The organism is Desulfosarcina sp. (assembly GCF_055467485.1).
The window spans coordinates 70,216-95,061 of sequence record NZ_JBUOIV010000008.1 but is presented as its reverse complement, the minus strand read 5'-3'; the positions used below and the strand labels follow the sequence as shown (position 1 = coordinate 95,061).

Annotated in this window: 25 protein-coding genes; 14 read left to right on the top strand and 11 right to left on the bottom strand. The window is 55.5% G+C overall.

Annotated elements, in window-relative coordinates; genetic code table 11:
* Positions 1 to 19 precede the first annotated feature (19 nt).
* The 8 genes from ruvA to tolQ form a co-directional block, all read right to left on the bottom strand.
* The gene (gene ruvA, locus ACZCED_RS06200; protein WP_462969933.1) at positions 20 to 637 is read right to left on the bottom strand and encodes a Holliday junction branch migration protein RuvA; all 618 of its coding nucleotides are present in this window, start codon (positions 635 to 637) and stop codon (positions 20 to 22) included.
* A gap of 49 nt (positions 638 to 686) precedes the next feature.
* On the bottom strand, positions 687 to 1,169 hold the full coding sequence (locus ACZCED_RS06195; RefSeq protein WP_464860438.1) for a crossover junction endodeoxyribonuclease RuvC: 483 nt from the start codon (positions 1,167 to 1,169) through the stop codon (positions 687 to 689).
* A gap of 90 nt (positions 1,170 to 1,259) precedes the next feature.
* Positions 1,260 to 2,156: a tol-pal system protein YbgF gene (gene ybgF / locus ACZCED_RS06190; protein ID WP_462969935.1), complete on the bottom strand. Its 897-nt coding sequence runs from the start codon at positions 2,154 to 2,156 to the stop codon at positions 1,260 to 1,262.
* 213 nt (positions 2,157 to 2,369) lie between these two features.
* On the bottom strand, positions 2,370 to 2,966 hold the full coding sequence (gene pal, locus ACZCED_RS06185; RefSeq protein ID WP_462969936.1) for a peptidoglycan-associated lipoprotein Pal: 597 nt from the start codon (positions 2,964 to 2,966) through the stop codon (positions 2,370 to 2,372).
* A 34-nt stretch (positions 2,967 to 3,000) separates the two neighbouring features.
* Positions 3,001 to 4,323: a Tol-Pal system beta propeller repeat protein TolB gene (gene tolB / locus ACZCED_RS06180; RefSeq protein WP_464860437.1), complete on the bottom strand. Its 1,323-nt coding sequence runs from the start codon at positions 4,321 to 4,323 to the stop codon at positions 3,001 to 3,003.
* A gap of 74 nt (positions 4,324 to 4,397) precedes the next feature.
* Positions 4,398 to 5,303: a TonB C-terminal domain-containing protein gene (locus tag ACZCED_RS06175; RefSeq protein ID WP_462969938.1), complete on the bottom strand. Its 906-nt coding sequence runs from the start codon at positions 5,301 to 5,303 to the stop codon at positions 4,398 to 4,400.
* Positions 5,303 to 5,743: a protein TolR gene (gene tolR, locus ACZCED_RS06170; protein ID WP_462969939.1), complete on the bottom strand. Its 441-nt coding sequence runs from the start codon at positions 5,741 to 5,743 to the stop codon at positions 5,303 to 5,305. The genes ACZCED_RS06175 and tolR overlap by 1 nt, the downstream gene beginning before the upstream one ends.
* Before the next feature lie 12 nt (positions 5,744 to 5,755).
* Positions 5,756 to 6,469, bottom strand: a complete 714-nt coding sequence (gene tolQ / locus ACZCED_RS06165) for a protein TolQ (RefSeq protein ID WP_462969940.1) — start codon at positions 6,467 to 6,469, stop codon at positions 5,756 to 5,758.
* A gap of 541 nt (positions 6,470 to 7,010) precedes the next feature.
* On the opposite strand from tolQ, the gene ACZCED_RS06160 reads away from it, so the two are divergent.
* The 14 genes from ACZCED_RS06160 to ACZCED_RS06095 all read left to right on the top strand — a co-directional run bounded on the left by ACZCED_RS06160 (position 7,011) and on the right by ACZCED_RS06095 (position 23,513).
* Positions 7,011 to 7,580, top strand: a complete 570-nt coding sequence (locus ACZCED_RS06160; RefSeq protein ID WP_462969941.1) for an HD domain-containing protein — start codon at positions 7,011 to 7,013, stop codon at positions 7,578 to 7,580.
* Positions 7,581 to 7,632: 52 nt separating this feature from the next.
* A complete protein-coding gene (locus ACZCED_RS06155; RefSeq protein WP_462969942.1) occupies positions 7,633 to 8,274 on the top strand; it encodes a succinate dehydrogenase cytochrome b subunit in 642 nt (213 codons plus the stop codon).
* A 91-nt stretch (positions 8,275 to 8,365) separates the two neighbouring features.
* A complete protein-coding gene (locus tag ACZCED_RS06150) occupies positions 8,366 to 10,279 on the top strand; it encodes a fumarate reductase/succinate dehydrogenase flavoprotein subunit (protein ID WP_462969943.1) in 1,914 nt (637 codons plus the stop codon).
* Entirely contained in the window at positions 10,276 to 11,040 is a 765-nt protein-coding gene (locus ACZCED_RS06145) for a succinate dehydrogenase/fumarate reductase iron-sulfur subunit (protein ID WP_462969944.1), read from the top strand. The genes ACZCED_RS06150 and ACZCED_RS06145 overlap by 4 nt, the downstream gene beginning before the upstream one ends.
* Positions 11,041 to 11,598: 558 nt before the next feature.
* The gene (locus ACZCED_RS06140; protein ID WP_462969945.1) at positions 11,599 to 14,859 is read left to right on the top strand and encodes a hybrid sensor histidine kinase/response regulator; all 3,261 of its coding nucleotides are present in this window, start codon (positions 11,599 to 11,601) and stop codon (positions 14,857 to 14,859) included.
* 121 nt (positions 14,860 to 14,980) lie between these two features.
* Positions 14,981 to 15,415 carry a chemotaxis protein CheW gene (locus tag ACZCED_RS06135; protein ID WP_462969946.1) on the top strand — a complete coding sequence of 145 codons (435 nt, stop codon included), beginning with the start codon at positions 14,981 to 14,983 and terminating at the stop codon, positions 15,413 to 15,415.
* A gap of 66 nt (positions 15,416 to 15,481) precedes the next feature.
* The gene (locus tag ACZCED_RS06130) at positions 15,482 to 16,597 is read left to right on the top strand and encodes a protein-glutamate methylesterase/protein-glutamine glutaminase (protein ID WP_464860436.1); all 1,116 of its coding nucleotides are present in this window, start codon (positions 15,482 to 15,484) and stop codon (positions 16,595 to 16,597) included.
* 54 nt (positions 16,598 to 16,651) lie between these two features.
* Complete coding sequence (locus ACZCED_RS06125; protein WP_462969948.1) at positions 16,652 to 17,491, top strand: CheR family methyltransferase; 840 nt, start codon at positions 16,652 to 16,654, stop codon at positions 17,489 to 17,491.
* A gap of 65 nt (positions 17,492 to 17,556) precedes the next feature.
* A complete protein-coding gene (locus tag ACZCED_RS06120) occupies positions 17,557 to 18,126 on the top strand; it encodes a response regulator (RefSeq protein WP_462969949.1) in 570 nt (189 codons plus the stop codon).
* A gap of 472 nt (positions 18,127 to 18,598) precedes the next feature.
* Positions 18,599 to 19,726: a mechanosensitive ion channel family protein gene (locus tag ACZCED_RS06115; protein WP_462969950.1), complete on the top strand. Its 1,128-nt coding sequence runs from the start codon at positions 18,599 to 18,601 to the stop codon at positions 19,724 to 19,726.
* 70 nt (positions 19,727 to 19,796) lie between these two features.
* On the top strand, positions 19,797 to 20,477 hold the full coding sequence (locus tag ACZCED_RS06110; RefSeq protein WP_462969951.1) for a PTS sugar transporter subunit IIA: 681 nt from the start codon (positions 19,797 to 19,799) through the stop codon (positions 20,475 to 20,477).
* A 127-nt stretch (positions 20,478 to 20,604) separates the two neighbouring features.
* Complete coding sequence (locus ACZCED_RS06105) at positions 20,605 to 22,335, top strand: chloride channel protein (protein WP_462969952.1); 1,731 nt, start codon at positions 20,605 to 20,607, stop codon at positions 22,333 to 22,335.
* A gap of 59 nt (positions 22,336 to 22,394) precedes the next feature.
* Positions 22,395 to 23,222, top strand: coding sequence for a universal stress protein (locus ACZCED_RS06100; protein ID WP_462969953.1), 828 nt, complete (start codon positions 22,395 to 22,397; stop codon positions 23,220 to 23,222).
* 15 nt (positions 23,223 to 23,237) lie between these two features.
* Entirely contained in the window at positions 23,238 to 23,513 is a 276-nt protein-coding gene (locus tag ACZCED_RS06095; protein ID WP_462969954.1) for a hypothetical protein, read from the top strand.
* A gap of 28 nt (positions 23,514 to 23,541) precedes the next feature.
* Here the strand turns inward: ACZCED_RS06095 and ACZCED_RS06090 are convergent, their stop codons facing one another.
* From ACZCED_RS06090 to ACZCED_RS06080, 3 genes are read right to left on the bottom strand one after another with little or no spacing between them, the layout of a single operon-like run.
* Positions 23,542 to 23,943 carry a YkgJ family cysteine cluster protein gene (locus ACZCED_RS06090; RefSeq protein WP_464860435.1) on the bottom strand — a complete coding sequence of 134 codons (402 nt, stop codon included), beginning with the start codon at positions 23,941 to 23,943 and terminating at the stop codon, positions 23,542 to 23,544.
* Positions 23,933 to 24,532: a recombination mediator RecR gene (gene recR, locus ACZCED_RS06085; protein WP_462969956.1), complete on the bottom strand. Its 600-nt coding sequence runs from the start codon at positions 24,530 to 24,532 to the stop codon at positions 23,933 to 23,935. Before recR ends, ACZCED_RS06090 begins: the two co-directional genes overlap by 11 nt.
* On the bottom strand, positions 24,532 to 24,843 hold the full coding sequence (locus ACZCED_RS06080) for a YbaB/EbfC family nucleoid-associated protein (protein WP_462969957.1): 312 nt from the start codon (positions 24,841 to 24,843) through the stop codon (positions 24,532 to 24,534). The genes recR and ACZCED_RS06080 overlap by 1 nt, the downstream gene beginning before the upstream one ends.
* Positions 24,844 to 24,846: the final 3 nt, after the last annotated feature.

Genomic DNA, 24,846 nt, shown 5'->3' with positions numbered 1-24,846 from the left:
CGTCAGTGGGGATCGCCGTCTACTGCCGCTGTCCCCGGTAAATTTCGTCAAACAACTGTTCCGCGGAGGCGATGGTGCTGTTTTTTTCCACGGCATCGGCGATCATCTGCCGGGCATCGGTGGTTCGATATCCCAGCTGTGATACGAGCACATCCATCACCATCTGGATAAAATCCTCATCCGCCGGTGCCATGGCCCCTTCTTTTTCATGCCGGATGAGAGCAAACTTGTTCATCTTGCCCTGCAGGGAAGCGACAATTTTATGGGCCGTACGATCGCCGATCCCGCTCAGCCGTTTCAATGTCTTGACATCGCCGCTTTCGATGGCATGAGCGATATCTCCCACCGAGATGTTCAATGCCTTGACGGCCTTGAGCGGTCCGATGGCTTCCACGGAAATGAAATATTGAAAGAATTCCTTTTCGGCCTCAAGGTTGAATCCGATGAGCACCGGCTTCGGCTGTCTTTCTGTCTGGTGATAATAGATATACAATGAGACCTCATCGCCGATTGCTTTTGCGGACAAGGTTTCCATCACCACCACCGGAACAAGGATTTCGAATCCCACCTGGTTCACCAGCAGCAGGATACGCTCCTTTTCCTTTTTCATCAATCTGCCTTCGAGGTATCCGATCATCTCTTGTCAACTCTGAAATCAAGCGGCACGTAGGGTTAGTAGATCCTCTTCATTCCGGCTTAAAGCGGAACAGGCCAATCAGGGCTAAGCCCAATGCATCAGATGCATGAAAGGGCCGGATGGCCGCCGGGGCGCAAAGGGTGTTTCGCACCACCCGTTCCAACTGGACTTTTGAGGCGTTCCCGTTGCCGGTGAGAATCTGCTTGGCCTGGCGCACCGGCACTTCCGTTAAGGGGACACCGGACCGGATACCCGCCAGCAGCACGACCCCGCAGACCTTTCCTAAAACGATACCCGACTTGGGATACTTTTCAAGGGAAAAGACATCCTCGAGAACCATCAGGTCAGGCTTCTCGTCGGCCAGCACCCGGCTGACCTTCGTATAGATGTGCTCCAATCGGCAGGCAGTTGGCTCATCCTTGGATGTGGATATGGTGCCATAGGCATAGCCGTGTACGTCAAGGCCGCTGCCGCGGACAATGCCGATCCCGGTGTCGGCCAAACCGGGATCAATACCGATCACTTTGATCATGGTCGATTATCGCATCGCGCAATGACCCGCCTTCCATCAATCGGATGGGTCAAGCGCATGGAAGCACGGATGCCCACCGGTGCAGCACCACTAGAGGGATTCCAATTTCTGTTTGGCGATGCTGGCTTCATTGGTACTTGGATGCTTGGCCACCAATTCTTTGAGCACCAGGCGGGCGTTATTGGTTTCTCCAATGTTCAGAAAGGATAATCCCTGCTTGAGCAACGCCGCTGGTGTCTTGTTGCCGGAAGGGTATTTCTCAATCACTTTCTGGTATTCAAGGATTGCTTTCTCATACCACTTTTCCCGGTAATAAGTTTCGCCGATCCAGAACTGAGCGTTGTCCGCATTCGGGGATTGGGGATAGTCGGTGAGCAGTTGTTCAAAACCCTTGCGCGCCGCTTGAACGTTGCCTTCATCGAAGGCTTTCTTGGCCTCGGCGTAGAGGGCCTGGTCCGATGCCGGTTTGGCGGCTACGACTGCCGACACCGCCGGCGAGGCCGGTTGCTTCGCCTGGGCGGCTTCAAGGTTCAGGTACTGGTCGATCATATCCATGCGTTTCTGAACGGCGGCCATATCGGTGGCCATCCGGTCCATTCGTTCTCTATTCTTCAGCTGGTTGTCTTCAAACCCCTCGAGTTTCTGGTTAAGCAGATATTCTATCTCTTCCAGCCGGCCGGAAAGCATTTGCGACGTTTCCTGCAATGATTGTATCTGGGCGGCCAAACCGGCATACTGCGCGCGAAGCTCCATCTCATCATCCCGGCGGGTCTGGTCCAAACCTTCGACCCGGCTGGATATACTCTCTTTTGCCTGAATCAAATCCCGGTTGAGTGTATCCAGTTCGCGATTCTGCTTTTCCAGTTCAAGATTTCGCCGCTCCAGAGCGGACAGGCGGTGGTCCAGCGTGTAGACATCCTCCTGAAGTGCACAACTGCAGAGCAAAACTGCCGCGACAAGGCCAATCCATATGGTTTTGTTTGGCATGGTCACCTTCCCGGATATCTCCGGGCCTAAATGGCCCGCAGGATGGACGGCGTATGAGCCGTCCCATATAGAATATGCAGCAACGGCTTACTTTCAGGCCGGTTGCTGCATATTCGGTGAGTTACATATGGGGTTGATTGCGTTGTCGTCCGCGGCAACCACCAGCTAGCCGGCTGGATGGCGCGGGTCGTCAACGACGATGACTACTGATAATTACTCCAGGACAAAGGCGGCACGTCGGTTCTTTGCCCACGCCTCTTCATTTTGCCCCATGTCGACGGGTTTTTCCTCACCATAGCTGATGGTGGTCAACCGCGCTTCGGAGATTCCCAGGTTCACCAGGAACGCTTTGGCGCTTTCAGCCCGGCGTTCGCCCAGTGCCAGGTTGTAGGCATTGGTCCCTCTTTCATCGCAATGCCCCTCGATGACGACGTTGGCATCGGGATTGTCTCGCAGCCACATGGCTTTTTGCTTGAGCAGTTCCTGGGCCTGATAGTCCAAGGTGGCATTGTCGAAGTCGAAGTAGACATTTTCGTTGAGGAAACGGTTCTTTGCCATCATCATGTCCCGCTGCATGGCTTCCGCTTTAAGCTGCTCAGCACGTTCGGCAGCCAGGCGCTCTTCTTCCATCTGTTTCTGGCGCTCCATCTCCTTTTGTTTTTCCATCTCCGCCTGACGGGCGGCTTCATCGGCGGCCGACGTGTCAGTGGTCGACGGCTCTGTCATAACGGCCTTCTTGGCACAGGAAACAGAAAACAGCATGGCGGGGATAATAAACATCATAGCCAGAATGATCCACTTTCTTTTCATCACTTTCTCCTCCTTTTTCGGGTATACGTACGATTCATGGGTTTAGGATATTCGGAGACCACTTTGGGTTGGACTGCTCACCGGGCAAGGTGAGCAGGCGTCTCTGGTCGGTTCCGTAAGCGGTCATCACGTAAAGCCTGCTTTTACCCTCACGTGTCGAGCTGAAGGCAATAAGACTTCCATCGGGGGACCATGTCGGTGCCTCATTGCTTCCTTGATTCTCTGTGAGCTGAACGGGCTCGCCACCTTCGGGGTTGATGGTAAAGATATCTATGACGCCATTGTTCATGGCAGAGTATGCGATTCTGTCTCCTTTGGGAGACCAGCTCGGCTGGGTGTTATAGCGCCCTTCGAAAGTCAGCCGCTGAACCCGGCTGGAAACACTGTCGTAAATATATAGCTGGGGGTTGCCAGAGCGTTTGGACACAAACGCCATGCGCCTGCCGTCCGGAGACCACGTCGGTTCCACGTCAATTCCCATGCTGCCTGTCAGTCTTTTAATCACTTTCCCATTTCCGGTCAACAGATAAATTTCCTGGTCGCCGGAAAACGAGAGGCTGGCAGCCAGCTCAAACTTGCCGGGAACCCAAGCCGGCGCGACCTGCAGGCCCGGCTTGTCGATCCTTGCCGTCCGGTTTTCCCTCACATGCTGAATGCGGATCCGCGGCCAAGTATCCGCATAGGTGGTGTAGGCGATCCACCGGCCGTCCGATGACCAGTCGGGAAAAAGCGAGATGCTGTTGTGGTGAGTAAACCGGGTAATGTTGCTGCCGTCAAATTCACACAGGTAAATTTCCTTGTGACCGGAACCGTTGGAAACAAAGGCTAGTTTCGAATCGAAAAAGCCGCGGCTGCCCGTGATGGCAAATACCACCTCGCTGCAGAACCGCCGGGCCACCTGGCGGTGATCGTCCGGGCTGCCTCGATAGCGCTTTCCCACCAGCATTTTTTCCTTGACCGTGTCGAACAGCCGAAGCTCGAATTCGGCATCCCCATCCCGGATCACCACGCCGCCGGTGACCAGCAATTCGGCACCGATGGCCGTCCAGTTCCGGTAACGGATACCGGCTCCGGAAATATCCATCAACTGCGGGTCTTCCAGGAAAGCGCCCGGGTCGCTGATGGAAAAGTAGCCTGTAAAATCAAGATAATACTCCAGCAACGCCGATGCGGCTTTGGCCGCCTCCATGGCTGCCGGATCCTGGGCGGCAGCCTTGAATATCGGCACAGCGATGGGGGTTTTTCGAAGAAAAGGATTGGATATATCAATATAATTGTATTGCGCGGCGGCAGCCGGCCAGGATAGCAGCCAAATCAACAGCACCGCTGAAACGAACATCAATCGGCTTCGAATCATATTAGCATGGTGTCCTTGGTTGTTGGGTAACCGGTCTAAGGTTCAGGGTTCCGTGCTGCAGAGCCCGCAATCGCTTAACGAATGCCCTGTGGGGTAAACCGAATAGCCATGACCACATAGGGTTGAATCAGTCCATGGGGATGGCTGTCCACCGGATTGGATTTCACGATGGCCTTGTATGCCGACTCATCTAAATAGGTGTTGCCTGAACGGTCGGTGAAAAAAATATCCCGGATTTCCCCATCGGGCATCACCTTGAAAACAATGGCCGCCACCAGGGATTGGTCACCGCCGGCCAACTGCTCGTTAAACGCCCAGTTTTTCTGGATCTGGTAAGCGATCTCGATGCGATACAGATCGATCAGCTCGGCTGTCTTCTTTCCTTCTTCATTGAACTTTCCCAGCTTTCCACCGGTTTTCCCGGCGGAACGATCCGTGCTTTCGCCGGTTGGTACCGGCCGGCTGGCTTCCGCCTTTCCCACCTCCTGCCGCAGCCGCTCCAAAGCGGATTTCAGCGGTTCAGGTTGGGCCGTTTCCGTTTGCGCCTCTGTTTTGACCTTCACCTGCTCCTCCAACTGTTCAATGGCCTGCTTGACCACCTGGGTCGACTTGAAGGTCTTTTTTTTCATAGACGTCTTGGGTTTCGGCGGCGGCGTATCTGCTACCTTGGCCGCTTTTTTGACCGGCGGCGTGACGCTGGGTTTTTTCACCACATCGGGCTTTTCGATTTTGGGAGCCTTGTTTTCAACCGCCGGTTTTTCGCCGGCCTGCGTAGCGGGGTTTTTTAACGATACCATGCTGACATTGATCACCGACTGGGTCTGGACTTTTTCAGACCGCAGGCTCGGCGTAATCACGAAAAGCAACAGAAACACCATGTGACAAACCGAGGAAAGGGCCACCGGGTAAAACAACGGTGCCCGTCCATCGCCCCGCAGGTCCTGGCTGGAGGAGACCGGAACGCGGATGTTCTTTTTCATCAGCTTTTTTTACCGGAGGATTGCCCGATGGTCTGGTCGTCGAAGGGGTCAGTCACCATGCCCAGTTTGTCGACACCGGCGGCCTTGATCTCCGCCATCACACGGACGACGACCCCATAGGAGACGTCTTTGTCCGCTCGAAAAAAAACCTCCCGGTCCGTTTTTCCCGCAAGGATTTTTTCCAGCTTCTCTTTGAGGAAATCCATCCGCACCTGAAAATCGTTGATATAGATATTGGCCTCCCGGTCGATGGTGACGGTAAGGTTTTCCTTTTCAGTCACCATGGGCGTTGCACTCACCTCGGGAAGGGCCACATCGACCCCTTGAACCATCATGGGAGCCGTCACCATGAATATAATAAGCAGTACCAGCATGACGTCCACAAACGGGGTCACGTTGATGTCCGACATGAGTCGATCACTGCCGCTGCCGATTGCCATTCCGCCTCCCTTTTATCGTAGAATGTCCCGGTCTAGAATATTGAGGAAATCAGCCGAAAAACTATGTAATTCCGTCTCAATCACGCGAATCTTCTGCATGAAATGGTTGAACGCGATCACGGCGGGGATGGCCACCGCCAAGCCTGCAGCCGTGGCCACCAGCGCTTCTGAAATACCCGGTGCCACCACGGCAAGACTGGCCGAGCCCCGCTGCCCGATGCCATGGAAAGAGTTCATGATTCCCCACACCGTGCCGAACAACCCGATAAATGGGGTTGTGTTGCCGGTGGTTGCCAGAAATGGAACCATCTGATTGATACGCGTCATTTCCGTGTTGATCGCCCGTCGAAGGGCCCGTTTGACGTTGTCGGTGCCCGAAAAGCCCTGGCGCAGGGAGGGACTGCTCTCATCAGGAATAACCTCGTCCCCGGGTTTGCCGCTGGTGTTGAGTTTGCGCAGTTCGGCATACCCGATTCTGAAAATGCGGGCCACCGGGCTCCCGCTCAGCTGCTTGGCCTTGGTAAAGGCGCCGGCCAGGTCTCGGCTTTTCCAGAAATAATCGATAAAAATATCCGACTCGCTAAACGCCTTGCGAATGTACCGGATCTTTATGATGATGATCGACCAGGACATCACTGAGAAGAAAAGCAGCAGCAGCAGGACAAATTTCACCATCAGGCTGGCGTTGCTGATAATGTGAATATAATCCATCTGGGTAGGCACCATGTCCGTCTCTCCACTATGTAATGATTTAAGCACGCACGGGGTTCGCCCTGCCGGCGAGAGTCCAAAACCAACCGATCGGGCAGGTTCAATGGGTCGAAACCCCTTGAAAAAGGTTTTGTATACCTATACAAGCCTCCAGATGGTGTCAAGCAGTTTGACGTTCGAAGTACCGCGGTTCAAGGCTTTGCGGCCACAAGATCCAACCCTTTTCCCAACATGCAAACGATTGAAGATTCCCCGCGGCAGGCCGCAGGGAATCTTCTGCCTATAACGGCAGTTCTGCAAAGCACCGCAAGGAAACAGTCAATGATCAGTTCGCGGTTCAACCACCCCGGCCAAACCGGTCAGCTGCAAAAAATAGAATCGACCATGGTGGCGCCGGGGGTTGAACCGGATACAAGACCCGCCAGTGGCTCCACACGGGTTGCATGGAGCCTTTGGTGAAACGCCATATCCGGACCGCATGGACCAGCCGGATGGACCCGGCTGCTTTTTCCGCGGCCCTTGCCATATGTGAATCCATCCGCACAGGGGAGAGACCATGGAACGCATCGCCGAGTTCTTGTTTGAAACCATGCTACTAAAAAGGATACAGCGCACCGGGTATCAGTTCCTCGGGCCGGGAAAGGAATCTGTCGCCGAACACACGTTTGGCGTCATGTGCATCGCCTGGACGCTGGCACGGATGGAACCGGAAGCGGATGAGGGCCGGTTGCTGGCCATGTGCCTGATTCACGATCTCCCCGAGGCCAGGATAGGCGACCTGAACACGGTTCAGAAAGAATATGTAATGGCCGATGAAAAAATGGCTGTGGCCGACATGACCCGGGACCTGCCTTTCGCAACGGACATTCGCGCCCTGCTCGACGAGTTCAACGCCCGTGAAACCCTCGAAGCCCAGTTGGCCCGTGACGCCGACCAACTGGCCTTCCTGCTGGATCTGAAGTCCCTGTCGGACATGGGTTATGCCGCTCCGGACAAGTGGTCCGGACATGTAAAAGCGCGCCTTCAGACGGCTGCTGGCATCAAACTTTCGGAAAGCATAGCGAAAACTGAATGGGATTCATGGTGGTTGAAATTATTTATTGACAGCGATAGGAAAGAAAAATAATTTAGATCCCTTATTCAAAAATTTGGGCATTCACCTTAAACGGGAGGCAACGATGAACTGGATTACCGGCACACTGGGGTCATCCATCGGAAAAAAACTGCTGATGGCCATCACGGGGCTTAGTTTTTGCGGATTCCTGGCAGCCCACCTGGCTGGCAACCTGACCATCTATGGCGGAAAAGATGCCTTCAACGGCTACGCCGAGCATCTTCACGCCCTGGGGCCGCTGCTGACGATGGCCGAACTGGTCCTTTTGTCCTTTTTCCTGGTTCACGTGATCACCGGTCTCTACCTTTTTCTGCAGAACCTCAAGGCCCGGCCGAAACGCTATGCAGTTAACCGGAGCGCCGGCGGCCGCACCGTGGGGTCCGCCACCATGCCCTACACCGGCGCTGCTTTGTTGGCCTTCATCATTTTTCACCTGATGAACTTTCACTTCGTAGACAAGACGGACACCACTATTTTTACGATCGTCTCCAACGCCTTTTCCAATACCGGCTATGTTGCCGTCTATATCGTGGCCATGGTGGTTGCCGCCATCCATGTCAGCCACGGGTTCTGGAGCGCCTTTCAAACCATCGGCGCCAATCATCCCAAATATATGCCCCTGTTTCGTACGCTCAGCATCGCCTTTGCGGTGGTGGTGGGTATCGGATTCGGCTTTCTGCCCATATACATTTTCCTGCTGGCCTGATGGGCCAATCGACACAACGCCCAGGCTTCGGCCACAATTAAAACACGCGATGGGGTTGCCCACCCCCAACCAAGTCCAGAAAGGAAATACCATGGCACTTGATGCAAAAATACCCGGCGGACCGATTGCACAAAAATGGGACCGGCACCGTTTTGAACTGAAGCTGGTCAATCCGGCCAACAAACGCAAATTCAATGTCATCGTTGTCGGCACCGGTTTGGCCGGCGGATCGGCGTCGGCGACCCTGGCTGAACTCGGCTACAACGTCAAGACCTTCTGTATCCAGGACAGCCCCAGACGGGCCCACAGCATCGCGGCCCAGGGCGGCATCAACGCCGCCAAAAACTACCCCAACGACGGCGACAGCATCTGGCGGCTGTTCTACGATACGGTCAAGGGCGGAGATTTTCGGGCCAGGGAGGCCAACGTCTACCGCCTGGCCCAGGTCAGCAACGACATCATCGACCAGTGCGTCGCCCAAGGTATTCCCTTTGCCCGGGATTACGGCGGCCTGCTTGACAACCGGTCCTTTGGCGGCGCCCAGGTGTCCCGTACCTTCTACGCCAGAGGGCAGACCGGCCAGCAGCTGCTCCTGGGCGCCTACAGCGCCCTGATGCGTCAAGTGGGCGCCGGCAAAGTGGAAATGTTCCCCCGTCGTGAGATGCTGGATGTGGTGCTGGTCGACGGCCACGCCAAGGGCATCGTCGTTCGCAACATGATCAACGGGCAAGTGGAGCGGCATGCCGCCGACGCCGTCGTGCTGTGCACCGGCGGCTACGGGAATGTTTTTTTCCTCTCCACCAACGCCATGGCCTCGAACGTCACCGCCGCCTATCGGGCCTATAAAAAAGGTGCCTTTTTCGCCAATCCCTGCTTCACCCAGATCCACCCCACCTGTATCCCCGTGCACGGCACGTTCCAGAGCAAGCTCACCCTCATGAGCGAAAGCCTGCGTAACGACGGGCGGGTGTGGGTACCCAAAAAACCGGGAGACACCCGCAAACCGGACCAGATTCCCGAATCGGAGCGGGATTACTATCTGGAAAACAAATATCCCAGTTTCGGCAACCTGGTTCCACGAGACGTGGCCTCCCGCAATGCCAAGGAACAATGCGACATGGGCAAGGGCGTGGGCGAGACCGGCCAGGCCGTCTATCTCGATTTCGCCGATGCGATCAATCGCGACGGCAAGGATGTCATCGAAAAGAAATACGGCAACCTGTTTCAGATGTACGAAAAGATCACCGCTGACGACCCGTACCAGACCCCCATGATGATCTATCCGGCCATTCACTACACCATGGGCGGCCTGTGGGTGGACTACAACCTGATGAGCACCGTCCCCGGCCTCTTTGTCCTCGGCGAAGCCAACTTTTCCGACCACGGTGCCAACCGGCTCGGGGCCAGCGCCCTGATGCAGGGATTGGCGGACGGCTATTTCGTGCTGCCCTATACCATCGGCGGCTACCTGGCCGGCACCGCCAAGGCGGACGTCACCACCGGCCACAAAGCCTTCGACGAATCGGAAAAGCAGGTCACCGGCCGCATCGACCGGCTGCTGGCCATCAACGGCAAACGAACGGTGGACGACTTCCACAAAACCTTGGGACGCATCATGTGGGAGTACTGCGGTATGGCCAGAAACAACGAAGGCCTCGAAATGGCCCGGGGGATGATCCAGGAACTGAGGGCCGAATTCTGGGAGAATGTGCGGGTGCCCGGCAAGTCGGCCGATTTCAACCAGAGCCTGGAGCGTGCCGGACGCGTGGCTGATTTCCTCGAATTCGGTGAATTGATGATCGTCGATGCATTGGCGCGTCAGGAGTCGTGCGGCGGCCACTTTAACGAAAAGTTCGAAACCGAGGAGCACGAGGCCCTCAGGGATGATGACAATTTCTGTCATGTGGCGGCATGGGAACATACGGGGGACGGCCGGGAACCTGAATTTCACAAAGAGCCCCTGGTATTTGAAAACGTCAAACTTACGCAAAGGAGCTACAAGTGACAAAGACGATTAATTTGACACTGAAAGTGTGGCGCCAGAACGGACCCAAAGACAAAGGACGGTTCGATACCTATCATGCCGAGAACATATCCACCGACATGTCCTTTCTGGAGATGCTGGATGTGGTCAACGACCAACTGACGATTGACGACAAAGAGCCCATCGCTTTCGATCATGACTGCCGGGAGGGCATCTGCGGCATGTGCGGCTGCGTGGTGAACGGTCGGGCCCATGGCGCGGAAAAAGGAACGACCCTTTGCCAGCTGCACATGCGCCATTTCGACAACGGCGACACCATTGCCATCGAACCGTTCCGGGCCATGGCCTTTAAAGTGATCAAGGACCTCGCCGTGGACCGCAGCGCTCTGGACAAGATCATCCAGGCCGGCGGATATATTTCAGTCAACACCGGTGGCGCCCAGGATGCCAATGCAATTTTGGTCCCCCAGGAAGTCGCCGATCTGGCCATGGACGCCGCCCAATGCATCGGCTGCGGGGCCTGCGTGGCATCGTGCCCCAATGCCTCGGCGATGCTCTTCACCAGCGCCAAGGTGTCGCAATTGGCGCTGTTGCCCCAGGGAAAACCTGAAGCGGCCAAACGGGCGATCAATATGGTCCGGACAATGGACGAGCTGGGTTTCGGCAACTGCACCAATGAAACGGAATGCGAAGCCGAATGCCCGAAAGAGATCTCCATTACCAATATCGCCCGGCTTAACCGTGAATATCTCAAAGCCGGTTTTTTCTCCAGGTCCTATTAGGACGCCGATCCGTCGATGATCAGAACCTTCCCCGCGGCGAGCCGCGGGGAAGGTTCTGCCTGAGACGGCCGTGCCGTGCAGCCCTGCAGGCATGAGCATCGAGTCCCCGTCAGCTCGCATCCCCCGCACCATTTCTGTCTCGACGGCCGGCCTGCATGCTGATCTTACCGACAGGCCCTTTCCGGAAAGCCAGTCCCCGATTGACCCGGCCTGACCTGGCTCATCATTCCAAACGCTCCCCCTCACGGACGGTTCCACAGCCTCTCCACCGAATCGTTTGTTGGCGATTTCGCCTATCTTAAAAACAGCTAAAGTTTTTGATCAGGTTGCGGATATAAGTTCATAGAAACTGCCCGGTGGTTTCACCAGAACGACAAATGCGCGAAATGGAACGATCATTTAATCGCTTACAACACCGTTCACCAACCGGATCTCAACTTGTTCAGGCTATCGACCTGGCACCTGTTTCAGGCGGAAAACGGTCGTTGCAGATCTGAACCGGTTTGAAGACAGGCTATCTGACAGGACGCAATCTTTTTTCGGTAAAAGGAGCACGCCATGACCATTCAGGACGACGAAACTTTACAGATGTACCTGGAGGAATCCATCGAGCATCTGGCGGATATCGAAACCGACTTGCTGGCTATTGAGGAGGCCGGTGCCGACATCGATGAAGATCTCGTCAACAAAGTTTACCGGGCCGCCCACTCAATCAAAGGCGGCGCCGGTTTCATGGGTTTGACCACCATCAAGGATCTCACCCACGAGATGGAAAATATCCTCGGCAAAATCAGAAGCCGGGATATGGTTCCCACGCCCGAGATCGTCAATGTTCTGCTGATGGCCTCCGATACCCTCAAGGCCCTGATGAACGACGTGTTCACCAGCAATGAAGTGGACATCGCGCAGCACATCGATGCCCTCCAGGCCATTGCCGATGGCCGACCGTTGTCGCCGGCGCCCGCTGAGCTGAAGCCGGGTGCGCCTGCTGCGCCGGAACCCGTGGAAGATGGGGATGCCGACCGGATTGTCGACGGGGGACAGAAAAACGAGCAAGAAATGATGTCCGTCGCCTCCGCTGATGCCAGTGTGGCCATCGAGGCGGATCGCGCCATGGTCGAAAGCCTGATGACCGAAGGCAAATTTGTTTACCTGGCGGACATCGACCTGATGGCCGATGTGGTGGAAAAAGGCAAAACCCCCGGAGCGGCCATCGAAGAGATGGAGCAGACCGGCACCCTGATCGCCTGCAGCGTTTCCCCTGACAAGATTCGGTCCATGGAACTGAAAAAAGGACAGAAAACGGCTCCACTCATCGTTCTGTTTGCCACGATATTAAAACCCGAAGATATCAATGTCCTGTTTGAAATTCCAGAACACCAGATCCATCAAGTCATGCCGGATATGACCGTGCGATGCCTTGGGCCGCAATCCCCGGAGACGGTTTCGGCAGAAGAGAAACCGGAACCGGTGGTTGCCGTCAAACCGGATCCGGTGCCCGCGCGCGAACCGGAACCGGTGGCAGCCGCAGAACCCGATGAAATCCCTGCACGCGCGCAGCAGAAGTCCACCGGCATGAAGACAGAAACCGAAACCAGTCTGCGGGTCCACGTCAGCCTGCTGGACCAATTGATGACCCTGGCCGGTGAATTGGTGCTCAGCCGAAACCAACTGCTCCAATCGATGAGTTCGGAAGATCATCGGGGATCTGAAATCGCCGGTCAGCGCATCGACCTGATCACCTCCGAGCTTCAGGAGGCAATCATGCTCACCCGGATGCAATCCATCGGCAACGTGTTCAACAAATTTCCCCGTGTAGTCCGTGACCTCTCTCAAACACTCGGTAAAAAGGTGGAACTGCACCTCGAGGGCAAAGACGTCGAGTTGGACAAGACCATCATCGAAGCCATCGGTGACCCGCTGACCCATCTGGTAAGAAATGCCGTTGATCACGGCATTGAATTGCCGGGCGTTCGCCGCGATGCGGGCAAGAACCCCGTAGGGAAAATTTTCCTGAAGGCCTACCACGAGGCAGGCCAGGTCAATATCGAAATCTCCGATGACGGCAAGGGATTGGATGGCCAGGCCCTGGCCCAGAAAGCCTTTGAGAAGGGATTGATCAGCGAAGATCAGGCCAAGGTGATGTCCGACAAAGAACGGATCAATCTCATTTTCCTGCCCGGTTTTTCCACGGCCGAAAAGATCACCGACGTATCCGGCCGCGGTGTCGGCATGGATGTCGTAAAAACCAACCTGGACAAACTCGGCGGAATCATTGACATCGACTCCGAACTGGGAAAAGGGTCGACGCTGCGAATCAAGCTGCCCCTTACCCTGGCTATCATTCCCTGCCAGATCGTCATGACCGGCCACGAACGCTATGCCATTCCGCAGGTCAACCTGGAAGAGCTGCTTCGCATACCTGCAGACCAAGTCAAAGACCGGATTGAACGGGTGGGTGATGCGGAAGTGGTCCGTCTCCGGGGAAATCTGCTGCCGTTGATCAAACTGGCCGAGGTGATCGACACCGATTCCATCTACGTCGACCCGGCTACCGGTCGAAAGCGAATGAACCGCAGGAGATCCCTGTCTGACAGACGCTCGAAAGAGAGCCCCTTGATTGAAGAGAAAAATACCGCCGATTCCCAGAGGGAAGACCCGCAAAAGGGCGAAAAGGATGCCGTGGCCCGACAGGCTCACGAGCGCCGGTACCACGCCGCCAGCGCCCTGAATATCGTGGTCGTGTCCACCGGCGCCATGAAATACGGCCTGGTGGTTGATGAACTGCATGATTCGGAGGAGATTGTCGTCAAGCCATTGGGCAGGGATCTGAAAAGGTGCAAGGGCTACGCCGGGGCCACCATTATGGGGGACGGCCGTGTCGCGCTGATCCTGGATGTGGCCAATCTGGCCCAGATGGCCGGCCTGACCTCCGTTGAAGGCTCTTCCCGGGCAGCCGAGGTCGCCGAAGAAAACCAGCGGGCCATCCGGGAACAGAAAGACCGTCAGTCCTTGCTGGTATTCCGCAGCGCCGAAAATGAGCAGTTCGCCGCTCCACTGAACATGGTGGAACGAATCGAAAAAATCAAAGCCACCGACATTGAAAACGTGGGCGGCAAACGCGTCATCCGCTACCGCGGCAGCAGCCTGCCCTTGTTCTCCGTTGACGAAGTGGCCATGGTCCAGCCCCTGGCAGACGTCGAAGATCTGCTGGTCATCGTCTTTATCATCTGCGGCAAGGAGATCGGCCTGCTGGCTATCGGCCCGGTGGACGCCATTGAGTTTTCCCTGGATGTAGACGGCCGGACCTTGAAACAGGCCGGCATCATGGGATCCGCCATCATCAACGACCACACCACCTTGATGGTGGATGTGTACGAAATTGTTCAAACCCTGAATCCGGAGTGGTTTGAAAGCATGGAGGCGGCAACCAACCATAACGGTGAGGCCGCAAAAATCCTATTTGCCGAAGACTCTAATTTTTTCCGCAACCAGGTAAAAAGCTATATGGAGGACGAAGGGTATTCGGTGATCGAAGCTGAAGACGGGGCCATCGCGTGGGAACTGCTGCAAAAGCATGCCGATGACATCTCGCTGGTGGTGACCGACATCGAGATGCCGAACATGAACGGCTTCGAACTGACCCGACGCATCAAAGGCAGCAATGCCTACTCCCATCTTCCTGTCATCGCTTTGACCACCCTTGCCGGTGAAGAGGATATCGAAAGAGGACGCCAAGTGGGAATCAGTGACTATCAGATCAAGCTTGACCGTGAGAAATTGGTCCGCAGTATTTACGGATTTCTTACCAGCGCGTAGGCGATCCGGGTTGACCCAATCCCTCTTGGCGGTTGTCTGCATCTAAAGTGTACCGTGCGCGGCAGTCGCGACCGTTGATTGGACAAGGAGATGTGTGATGGATAGATCAAAAGGAAATAAAATGGCAAGTCGAACCGTCGAAATGGCCACTTTCTACGTGGGCAAGGCCCTTTGCGGAATGGATATCCTCAATGTACAGGAAATCAACAAGCTGATGGACATGACCACCGTTCCCCAGGCACCTGACTATGTGATGGGCATTCTTAATCTGCGGGGCCAGATCGTTACCATCATCGATTTAGGCAAAAAGCTCAATCTGGGAGAAACCGAGCTGGCCGACACGAGCCGGAATATCATTGTCAATTCGAAGGATGAATATATCGGTCTGCTTGTCAGTCGCATCAGTGACGTGGTGGAGGCCGATTGGGATAAGGTGGAACCGCCTCCGGCAAATATCGGAGGGGTCCAGGGGAAATTTTTCAAAGGGGTGTTCAAAACCAAAGAACGCCTTATCGGCATTCTGGATGTAGGGAAAGTGCTGGACAATGAAAAATAGCCGGGGAAGCGCCACGTCCCATGGTATTCACGCATCCCGGGTAATCCGGTCTTCGATGAGGCTACCATGTCGATGACTAATCGCCGACCGTTGCGGGTCATGGTGGTGGACGACACCGCCCTTTACCGCAAGATCGTCAGTGATGCGCTGGCCCCGCTTCCCGGCGTGGAAGTGGTGGGCAGTGCCCACAATGGAAAGGCCGCGGTCACCAAACTGGCCTCCCTGAAACCCGATCTGCTGACCCTCGATATCGAAATGCCTGAGATGAACGGCATTGAAGTGCTGAATCACATTCGCCAACACGCTCCGCACATCGGGGCCATCATGCTCAGCACGCTGACCCACGAAGGCGGGGCGATGACCATGAAAGCCCTGGAACTGGGGGCATTTGACTTTATTCCAAAGCCCCAGACCGGCACCATGGCGGAAAACCGCAATAAGATCGAATCCGCCATTGCCCCCATGATCCGTGCCTTTCAAAGAAGTGTTCGAATCCCCGATAGCCTGAAAACCGCTCCAGGACCGAGTAAAGCGGCCCTCGCTGCCTCGCCCGTGATCGCACCGGCATCGCGTACGCTGGCCAGGCCGTTCCGGCGCTCCAAGGCGGAGATCGTCGCCATCGGCATTTCCACGGGCGGCCCCAACGCCCTGGCCAAGATGCTGCCGATGATTCCAGGGGACATCGGTGTCCCCATTGTGATCGTTCAGCACATGCCGCCGATGTTCACCCAATCATTGGCCAACAGCCTGGCGTCCAAATGCGCGATTTCGGTGAGAGAGGCCAAGCAGGGAGAGCCCCTGGTGCCCAACACCGCCTTTATCGCACCGGGTGGCAAGCAGATGAAAATCGTCGCCGGCGCCGATGGAAAGAACCGAATCATCAAGATCACCGACGACCCGCCGGAAAACAGCTGCAAGCCAAGCGTAGACTACCTTTTCCGATCTGTGGCCAACCATTATGTGGGCCGATCCACCGGTGTGATCATGACCGGCATGGGATCGGACGGCACCCAGGGCCTTAAATTGCTAAAGAAAAACGGGGCCACGATCATCGCCCAGAACGAAGCGACCTGTGTGGTGTTCGGCATGCCAAAGGAGGCAGCGGAGACCGGACTGGCAGACGCGGTCCTTGCGCTGAATCAGATCGCCGACATGATCGTTAAAACCGTACGCATGGGTTAACCAGCACTGTCGGAAGGCATGCTGAGGCCGCCGGCCGTTGCGCCAGGGAAAATAATGGTAAAAATCAAACCGGAAGAAATCAAAGTCCTCTCCACCTACATTTATAATGTATCTGGGATCTCTATCGATGCCTCCAAAGCCTATCTGCTGGAGACCCGGTTTGGAAAGCTGCTGGACGAGGAAGGCTGCAAATCCTACAGTGAATTTTACCACAAGGCCAAGTCAGATACCCGAAGGATCCTTGAGAAAAAGATCATCAATGCCATCACCACCAACGAGACGCTCTTTTTTCGCGACACCAGCCCATTTGAACTGTTAAAACACAAAATCCTGCCGGATCTGATCGATGCCCGCACCGGCAAAGGCGCCCGGCCGGGACTCCCCAACCTGAAAATCTGGAGCAGTGCCTGTTCCACCGGCCAGGAATTATACAGTATCGCCATCGTCATCAAAGAGCTCATGGGCAATAACGGTACCCATAAAACCACGCTCATGGGCACCGACCTTTCGGATGCCGCTGTTGCTCAGGCCAGCGCCGGATCCTACAACAAGTTTGAGATCGAACGGGGACTTCCCCGGGAAAAACTCCAGCGTTATTTCACACCGGATGGCGGAAACTGGAAAATTAAGGATGAAATCCGTGCCATGGCTTCTTTCCGGCACATGAACCTGATGCAACCGTTTGTGGGGCTGGGCAAATTTGACATCATTTTTTGCCGGAATGTGGCGATTTACTTCACCCTTCAAGATCGGAGAAAGCTGTTCAACAAAATTGCCGATGTGCTTGAACCCGACGGGTATCTGCTTATCGGTTCCACCGAGTCGCTGACCGGGATTTGTCCGCGATTTATCCCGAAGCGTCACCTGCGGTCGGTTTACTACCAGCTGCAGTGACAACCGTACGAAAATGGTTAGCGCCGACCCAATGACCCGGACGGTTTAACCAGGGAGAATGAGAAATGACTTGTCTTAAGATTCTTGTGGTCGACGACGATCCGGTCACCCGGACACTGTTAACCAAGCGGTTGGCCCGTGAGGGACACACCGTTGATGCCGCCGAAGACGGCCGGGTTGCCATTGAAAAAATGGCCGGGCTTTTCTACGATGTGGTGCTCACCGACCTGATGATGCCGGGCGGGGTAGACGGCATCGGTGTGCTCGAAGAAGCCAAACGGATCAACATCAAGACAGAAGTCGTGCTGATCACGGCCCATGCCTCGGTGGACAACGCCATTGAAGCCATGAAAAAGGGCGCTGCGGATTACCTGCAAAAGCCCATCAATTTCGATGAACTGTTCCTGCGACTGGATAAGATCCGCAACCTGAAGATGCTGATCAAAAATGCCAGCGATCTTCGCGAAGCCATGGATGTCACTGAAAAGACCGCCGCCGAAACCATACAGGATTTGACCATTCGGGTGGCTGAGTTAAGCGGACGGCTCTCAGAGATCCGCTCCACATTGCTTCAGGCGGACGTGGTCCCCGAATCCCGCATTCGACAAGTTCTGGATGGCCTGGACGAAAAATAGGGTGTCAACTCCGGCCCAATTCCCGATTGGGGACACCTTGCGACATAGCCGGATCCTTGCATAAACCGACCGTTAGGCGGTCAGCCGTTTTCGCCGCCATCCTCCAACCGGTTCCGCCGTTCTTCTTAAGGCAGCGTTTCCGACAGGATGCGACGGACCTTCGCCGCAGTCTTCCCTTAAATACGATGCAATCATTTGCCATGCCTTCGGACTCCTTGATAAACATGAACGACCCAAAGCGAATGCCACTTGTCAGGTATATGCATGCTGACCGCTGTCGTTCGGGCGACGGATCGTACTTCTCGTCTGGTTTTTGTGCATTGGCATCTGGCATGCTTACGATGGATGATCAGATGCATCACCCTCTGCTTAAATTGTCGGGACAGGCGCTTTTCCATTAACAACCCGCTTAAAAATATGGTAGAGACCCCCAGCAGACGACGGACAGGCATCCTTCTTCCATAGGTTATCCATGAACACCATCACTGGCTATATCGATCGGGTCATTTCATTTTTCGGCGCCGAGGCGTCCCTGTCGAAAAGTTGGGCAAATGCGCTCCTGGCCGTGCTTGCCGCCTTCATCCTGTGGCTGATTATCAAACGGATCCTGATCATTCTCGAAAAGAAGATCGTCTACTTCAAGCTTATTCAAGTACGCAGGGAATTGTTTGTCATCCTGCGGAAAGCGGCCGGCCTTCTGCTGATATGGCTCGTGGGCGTGATGTGGATCCGGCTGTTTCACTTGAGGATGGTCGAGAAGGTATTCCACGCCGTCTTCATCATCGTGGCGGCCGCGCCTGTCAAATCGATTCTCCTCATTTTTTTGGAATACCTCGAACGCAATCTGGCCAAACGCACGCAAACCGACATAGACAACATCGTCATTGATCTGCTCAACAAATTCTCCGGCGCCATTGTCTATGCCACGGCAGCGGTCATCGCTCTGGATGTACTGGGTGTCAACGTGATGCCCTTCATTGCCGGAGCCGGTGTCATGGGGGTTGCCGTGGGTTTTGCCGCCAAGGATACGCTGTCCAACCTCATCGCCGGGATCTTGCTCATTATCGACCGACCCTTCGAAATCGGGGATCGCATCGAGGTGTGGAGCGCACCGACCGGCAGTGCCTCGTGGGGCGATGTCATCGATATTGGGCTGCGGGCCACCCGCATCAAAACAACGGACAATATCGTGGTGATCATCCCCAACAACGAAATCATGACCCGGGACATCGTCAACTACACGATTATCTCTTCATCCATCCGGGTGCGTGTCAACATCGGCATCGCCTATGATGCGGACATGGCCAAAGCCAAGGCGCTGATCATTCGGGCGGCGCAGTCAGCCGATTGGATACTGGCCGAACCGGCGCCCAAGGTGGTGGTGCGGGATTTCGGCGAATCATCGGTGGACCTTCAACTCAGGGTCTGGATCAAGGATGCGCGCAAACGCATGGATACGATCTCCTACATCACCGACACGGTTAAAACGCTGTTTGACGAGAACGGCATCGAAATCCCCTTTCCCAAACGAGACATCACCATTGTCGACCGTCACAGCGGCAAACCGTGTCAACCTAAAAAAGATGATATGAGCCCTTGATTAATCATAAATATCAGCGTAGTTTTATGGTTTTTAAATTTTTCTGTATTGATTGGTTCGGAATGCAGCCATGAAACTACCCATGAAAACAGTGGCCGGGGGCCTTAATCTTCCCGTATCCACGGTCGAACGATGGATCCGCCAGGGAAGAATTCCAATTCAGCGCAGCGGCGCCGATGCGGTTTTTTCTCACTCGGCATTGGAAAAATGGGCTGCCACGCACAATTTGCCATTTTCCCTGAACGGCAATCAGGCCGATGATCTCCCACCCGAAGCGCTGGATTCCCTGGCTTCGGCCATGCAACGGGGAAAGGTTTGTCACCGGATCACCGGAAAGGATGCCGCTGCGGTCTTTCGATCGGCAGTCGACTGCATCGATTTTCTGTCAGGGGATAGTCGTGAAGAGCTTTTTGAAAAACTGATCGAACGCGAACAATTGGCGTCCACTGGCATAGGCAACGGCATCGCCATCCCCCACCCCCGGGATCCGCTCTCTCAGCCGCCCGAACTGCCGGTCATCACCACTTGTTTTCTGGAAACGCCGGTGGACTTCAATGCCATAGACGACCAGCCGGTGTCGGTTTTCTTCTTGCTGATCAGTCCGACGGTCAAACACCACCTGCACCTGCTTTCCAGACTCTCCTATTGCATCCGGGACAGGGGGTTTGTGGCCTTTTTAAACCGGCATCCCGAAGCTGCGGATCTCTATTCGCGCATCGCCGAATTTGAAAGGCAGCTGGACGACCTCTGATCATCATGAGCGCAACCGAAGCATCCATAACTCGAGGCAACCCGCCCGGAGCCGGCACCGTTTCTGATCGTAGCCGGAACCCGTCGCCACCTGCGGATCAGGCCTAAACTGGAACCGGCAACACCCTATGACTCGCCTTTTTAAAAAATTGAAATACCCGGGCAGTTGGTCCCTGTTCAGGTCCGATGACCGATTGCTGCTGATGATCTTCGCCATCGTCGTGGGTATCTGCAGCGGTCTGGCGGCCCTGTTGTTAAACCGCAGCCTGGAAACCATGCTGGAATGGCTGCATCATTACCGGGTTTACTGGTGGGCCATTTTTCTTCCGGCGGCCGGAGCCGCGCTCTCTTCCCTGTTTCTGGAAAAGATCGTCAACGAAGGCGCCGGACACGGTGTTCCCGAAGTTATCTACGCCGTCTCCCGGTACGGCGGCCTGCTGCGCCTGCGATCCAGTTTTTCCCGCCTGATCTCCAGTTTTCTGACCATCGGCAGCGGTGGGTCCGCAGGCCCGGAAGCGCCGGTGGTGATGAGCGGAGCGGCCATTGGATCAAACATCGCCCAGGCCTTCTCGCTCAATGACCGCCAGCGGGTGGCGCTGGTGGGATGCGGTGCGGCAGGCGCCATCGCCGCCATATTCAATGCCCCCATTTCAGGAATGGTATTCGCTATCGAAGTCATCCTTGGTGAGTGGAGCACCATGAATATCATCCCCATTGCCATTGCCGCAGTGGCGGGAACCGAGGTGAGCCGCCTGCTCAAGGGTAACCAGATCGCCTTTGCCCACAGGGACTTCAACATTCATTTCCATGACATTCTGGCCTGCGTCGGACTGGCCGTTATTTGTGCACTGGCCTCCATCCTGCTGACCCGAGCGCTGCGTTCCATGCACCACGTGTCCAAGGGCGTCACCCTGCCCGTGTGGGTCCGCGCCGCCGTCGGCGGCAGCATGGTTGGTGCCATCGGCTACTTTCTGCCGTATGTTCTCGGCGAAGGCTATCATGCCATCCGCACCGCCATCGAGGGAGGCTTCTCGGGCGGCTTTCTGCTGGTGGCCGTGATCGCCCTGGTCAAGATATTGGCCACCGCGCTGACTTTGGGGTCAGGCGGTTCCGGAGGGATATTCGCCCCTTGCCTGGTCATCGGCGCATTCGTGGGCCTGAGTTTTCACCGGCTGATGGCCATGGTATGGTCCTCGGTGCATTGGGTCAACGAAGGCTGTTTCGCACTGCTGGGCATGGCCGGCCTCATCAGCGGTATTCTGCAGGCACCCCTCACGGGTATTTTTTTGGTGATCGAGATTACCGGCGGCTACGAAGTGATCCTCCCATTGATCGTTGTCTCGGCGATCTCCACCACGCTATGCCACTACCTGGAGCCGGCGTCCTTTTATCTGAAAGACCTGGTGGAACAGGGACAACTGCTGCGCCCCGGCACCGACGCCCGCGTGCTGACGGACCTGAGTATTCAAGAGCTTCTGGAAACCGACTGTATCTGCGTTCACCCCGATATGCGCCTGGCGGACTTTGTTGGCATTGTCAAAGCCTCTCACCGCAACTACTTTCCTGTTGAAGATCAGCAAAGCCGCCAGTTTGTCGGCATGATCCACCTCGATGACATCCGGCCGTACCTGTTCGACCCCGCCATGCATCACGCGGTACTGACCGGCCAACTGATGGACCCCCATGTGAAAACGGTATCCCTGCATGACGACCTTGCCGATGTCCTGCAAAAAATGGATGATGACCGCATTTTCAGTATGCCGGTAGTTTCGGACGGGCGCTTTCGGGGAATGATATCCAAAGCCACTTTGCTGGATCAGTACCGCAAGGAACTGATGGTGCAGACCGGCCGCTTGTAAAAGGGCAACCGCGGTCCGGCAGCGGTCCGGAAGGAAGAACGCGAAAAGGAGAAACACCCATGACCCAAAAATTGTTCCATATATTCAGGAATACGCCGCTGGGCAGGGAGACGCTGCTCCAGTCCATCTATTTCTGCCAGAAGATGGGTGTGTTGCCGACCATCTATATTCCTGAATCCACCAAGTTTTTGATGTATTTCGAAAATGACGTGGTTCAGGTGGACCTGGATCCATCCTACCTGAATGATCCGGGCACGGCTGTCATGCACGTGGAGCACCTGCTCGACGAAGCAACGATCAAGCCGGATTTTTTTACGCCAAAGAACTACACCGCCTCGACCCTTCCGGACATTCCCACCAGTTTTGAGTTTATGTGCTGTCCACGCAGCATCAGCGATCTCTCCTCAAAAATCGGGCTGGGCTACATCGGTCCGCGGGTTCGTCGAATCATCCAGGCAGCCCGTTTTCCGGTTCTTATTACCAGCCCGGTGTATAAACCCTGGCAAAATATCGCCGTCTTTTTCGGCGGATCCGCCAATGCGGTCAACGCCCTGCGACTGGGTGTCAGGATCGCCAAAATAACCGGTATGTCCCTGGACATCTATACCCAGGTGGATAAAAAGACACCCTCGGAATACCGGTCCATTGTCCGGGAAAAAGGCCTGGAAAAACTACTGGAAGGCGTTTTGAACCAATGGACATTTTTCGAAAAGGGCCGCTTCGAGGACAACCTGTATGACGTGCCCCACAATGCCTTGGTCGTTCTGGGGGCTTACGGTCACGGGATTATCAGGGATATCATGTTCGGCAGCATGATGGAGAAAATCCAATCGACCATTTCAAACAACCTGCTCATCGCCGGCCCCAAGTACACGATGATCGGTTAGGATCAGGAGAACACCATGAACGGCAATTCGGTGGAACCGGCCATGAGCCAGAAGATATTTTCAATGAATCTCGATGTGGAGACGGTATCGCTTTACCTGCTGTGCTGTGCGGTGGCCGATGCGGGAGCCACCATCACCGTCAAGACCCTTCAGGCAAAATGGAATGGCAGCCAGGCCGCACTCGAACATGAACTGCGCCAATTGGAAAGCAGAAATATCTTGGTCCGGGGTGGCGACGATTCACAGGAAGAGCCTGAGTACCGCATGGTGGATGAGAAGTTATGGCGTTAAGATTGGTAACCGAATGAGTGGATCCGCACTACGCGCCTGCCAATGCCTTTTTCACACATTCGATTATCTGTTGATCCGGCGCATCGGCGTCCATCCCCGGGCAGGATGCCGCCATGGCCTTCCAGTTGTTCACATCCACCAGGATGCTGCTGATAAAGGGCCACTGGCGGCACATTTTCGGTTTAACCGGATGAATGGTGCAGACCTTGTCCCAGAAAACGCAGTAGCCGTTATTCCCCTGCGCGATCAGGTGTCTGCCGCCGGACTTGCGTGTGTAGCGCGCCACCAGTTGATCGGCCGATATCCCCAGGTAGCGCGCAATCGCATCGATGTCCATATCGGACAGGAAGGTACCGCCATATCCGCTGCAGCAGTCGCCGCACAGGGTGCAGGCAAACAGTGCTCGGCAAGCCGCTTCATCAGATCCCATGCCTGCTCTCCATCGCACGCTTCAGGGTCACTTGGTCCACATATTTTAAATCTCCGCCCATAGGCACCCCCGAAGCAATGCGGGTCACCTTCACCGGCAGGGAGGCCAGAATCCCGGCGATGTATGCGGCCGTGGATTCCCCCTCCACATTCGTTCCGGTGGCAAGAATGATCTCGCAGACGTCTTCTTTCTCCACCCGGGTCACCAGTTCCGCAATCTTGATGTCATCGGGCCCGATGCCATCCATGGGTGAAAGCCCCCCCCCCAGGATATGGTAGCAGCCCTTGAAGGCGCCTGACTTTTCGATGGATGCCATGTCTGCCGGCTGTTCCACGACACAGATCAGGCCACTTTCGCGGGAGGGGTCGTTACATATCCGGCACAGGACATCGTCACTGAAGGCAAAGCACCGGCTGCACAAGCGCAGTTTTTTTTTCAATTCCACAATGCTTCTGGCGAGCCGATGGGCGTCTTCGTCCGGTTGCTGGAGAATGTGCATCGCCAACCGCTCGGCGGTTTTCTGGCCGATGCCCGGCAGTCGGGCCAGGCTCCTGATCAGGGCTTTGATTGATCCGGGGTAATAGTCCATCACATCAGGCCGGGGATCTTCATGCCGCCGGTGAGTTTTCCCATTTCTCCGGAAACCATTTCCTGTGATTTTACCAGCGCATCGTTGACCGCGGCGAGCACCAGGTCCTGGAGCATCTCCACATCTTCGGGATCCACCACTTCCTTTTCTATCTTTATCGAAACGATCTGCTGGGCACCGTTGGCCACGACGGTGATCATGCCGCCGCCGGCGGTGGTCTCAACGGTTTTGGTGGCCAGTTCCTCCTGCATGCGCAGCATCTTGGATTGCAGTTTCTGGGCCTGCTTCATCATGTTTCCCATGCCCTTCATAGG

Excerpts from the sequence above, each read along its gene's own strand:
- ruvA (WP_462969933.1), bottom strand. The coding sequence starts at position 637 with ATGATCGGATACCTCGAAGGCAGATTGATGAAAAAGGAAAAGGAGCGT.
- ACZCED_RS06195 (WP_464860438.1), bottom strand. The coding sequence starts at position 1,169 with ATGATCAAAGTGATCGGTATTGATCCCGGTTTGGCCGACACCGGGATC.
- ybgF (WP_462969935.1), bottom strand. The coding sequence starts at position 2,156 with ATGCCAAACAAAACCATATGGATTGGCCTTGTCGCGGCAGTTTTGCTC.
- pal (WP_462969936.1), bottom strand. The coding sequence starts at position 2,966 with ATGAAAAGAAAGTGGATCATTCTGGCTATGATGTTTATTATCCCCGCC.
- tolB (WP_464860437.1), bottom strand. The coding sequence starts at position 4,323 with ATGATTCGAAGCCGATTGATGTTCGTTTCAGCGGTGCTGTTGATTTGG.
- ACZCED_RS06175 (WP_462969938.1), bottom strand. The coding sequence starts at position 5,303 with ATGAAAAAGAACATCCGCGTTCCGGTCTCCTCCAGCCAGGACCTGCGG.
- tolR (WP_462969939.1), bottom strand. The coding sequence starts at position 5,743 with ATGGCAATCGGCAGCGGCAGTGATCGACTCATGTCGGACATCAACGTG.
- tolQ (WP_462969940.1), bottom strand. The coding sequence starts at position 6,469 with ATGGTGCCTACCCAGATGGATTATATTCACATTATCAGCAACGCCAGC.
- ACZCED_RS06160 (WP_462969941.1), top strand. The coding sequence starts at position 7,011 with ATGGAACGCATCGCCGAGTTCTTGTTTGAAACCATGCTACTAAAAAGG.
- ACZCED_RS06155 (WP_462969942.1), top strand. The coding sequence starts at position 7,633 with ATGAACTGGATTACCGGCACACTGGGGTCATCCATCGGAAAAAAACTG.
- ACZCED_RS06150 (WP_462969943.1), top strand. The coding sequence starts at position 8,366 with ATGGCACTTGATGCAAAAATACCCGGCGGACCGATTGCACAAAAATGG.
- ACZCED_RS06140 (WP_462969945.1), top strand. The coding sequence starts at position 11,599 with ATGACCATTCAGGACGACGAAACTTTACAGATGTACCTGGAGGAATCC.
- ACZCED_RS06135 (WP_462969946.1), top strand. The coding sequence starts at position 14,981 with ATGGCAAGTCGAACCGTCGAAATGGCCACTTTCTACGTGGGCAAGGCC.
- ACZCED_RS06130 (WP_464860436.1), top strand. The coding sequence starts at position 15,482 with ATGTCGATGACTAATCGCCGACCGTTGCGGGTCATGGTGGTGGACGAC.
- ACZCED_RS06125 (WP_462969948.1), top strand. The coding sequence starts at position 16,652 with ATGGTAAAAATCAAACCGGAAGAAATCAAAGTCCTCTCCACCTACATT.
- ACZCED_RS06120 (WP_462969949.1), top strand. The coding sequence starts at position 17,557 with ATGACTTGTCTTAAGATTCTTGTGGTCGACGACGATCCGGTCACCCGG.
- ACZCED_RS06115 (WP_462969950.1), top strand. The coding sequence starts at position 18,599 with ATGAACACCATCACTGGCTATATCGATCGGGTCATTTCATTTTTCGGC.
- ACZCED_RS06110 (WP_462969951.1), top strand. The coding sequence starts at position 19,797 with ATGAAACTACCCATGAAAACAGTGGCCGGGGGCCTTAATCTTCCCGTA.
- ACZCED_RS06105 (WP_462969952.1), top strand. The coding sequence starts at position 20,605 with ATGACTCGCCTTTTTAAAAAATTGAAATACCCGGGCAGTTGGTCCCTG.
- ACZCED_RS06100 (WP_462969953.1), top strand. The coding sequence starts at position 22,395 with ATGACCCAAAAATTGTTCCATATATTCAGGAATACGCCGCTGGGCAGG.
- ACZCED_RS06095 (WP_462969954.1), top strand. The coding sequence starts at position 23,238 with ATGAACGGCAATTCGGTGGAACCGGCCATGAGCCAGAAGATATTTTCA.
- ACZCED_RS06090 (WP_464860435.1), bottom strand. The coding sequence starts at position 23,943 with ATGGGATCTGATGAAGCGGCTTGCCGAGCACTGTTTGCCTGCACCCTG.
- recR (WP_462969956.1), bottom strand. The coding sequence starts at position 24,532 with ATGGACTATTACCCCGGATCAATCAAAGCCCTGATCAGGAGCCTGGCC.
- ACZCED_RS06080 (WP_462969957.1), bottom strand. The coding sequence starts at position 24,843 with ATGAAGGGCATGGGAAACATGATGAAGCAGGCCCAGAAACTGCAATCC.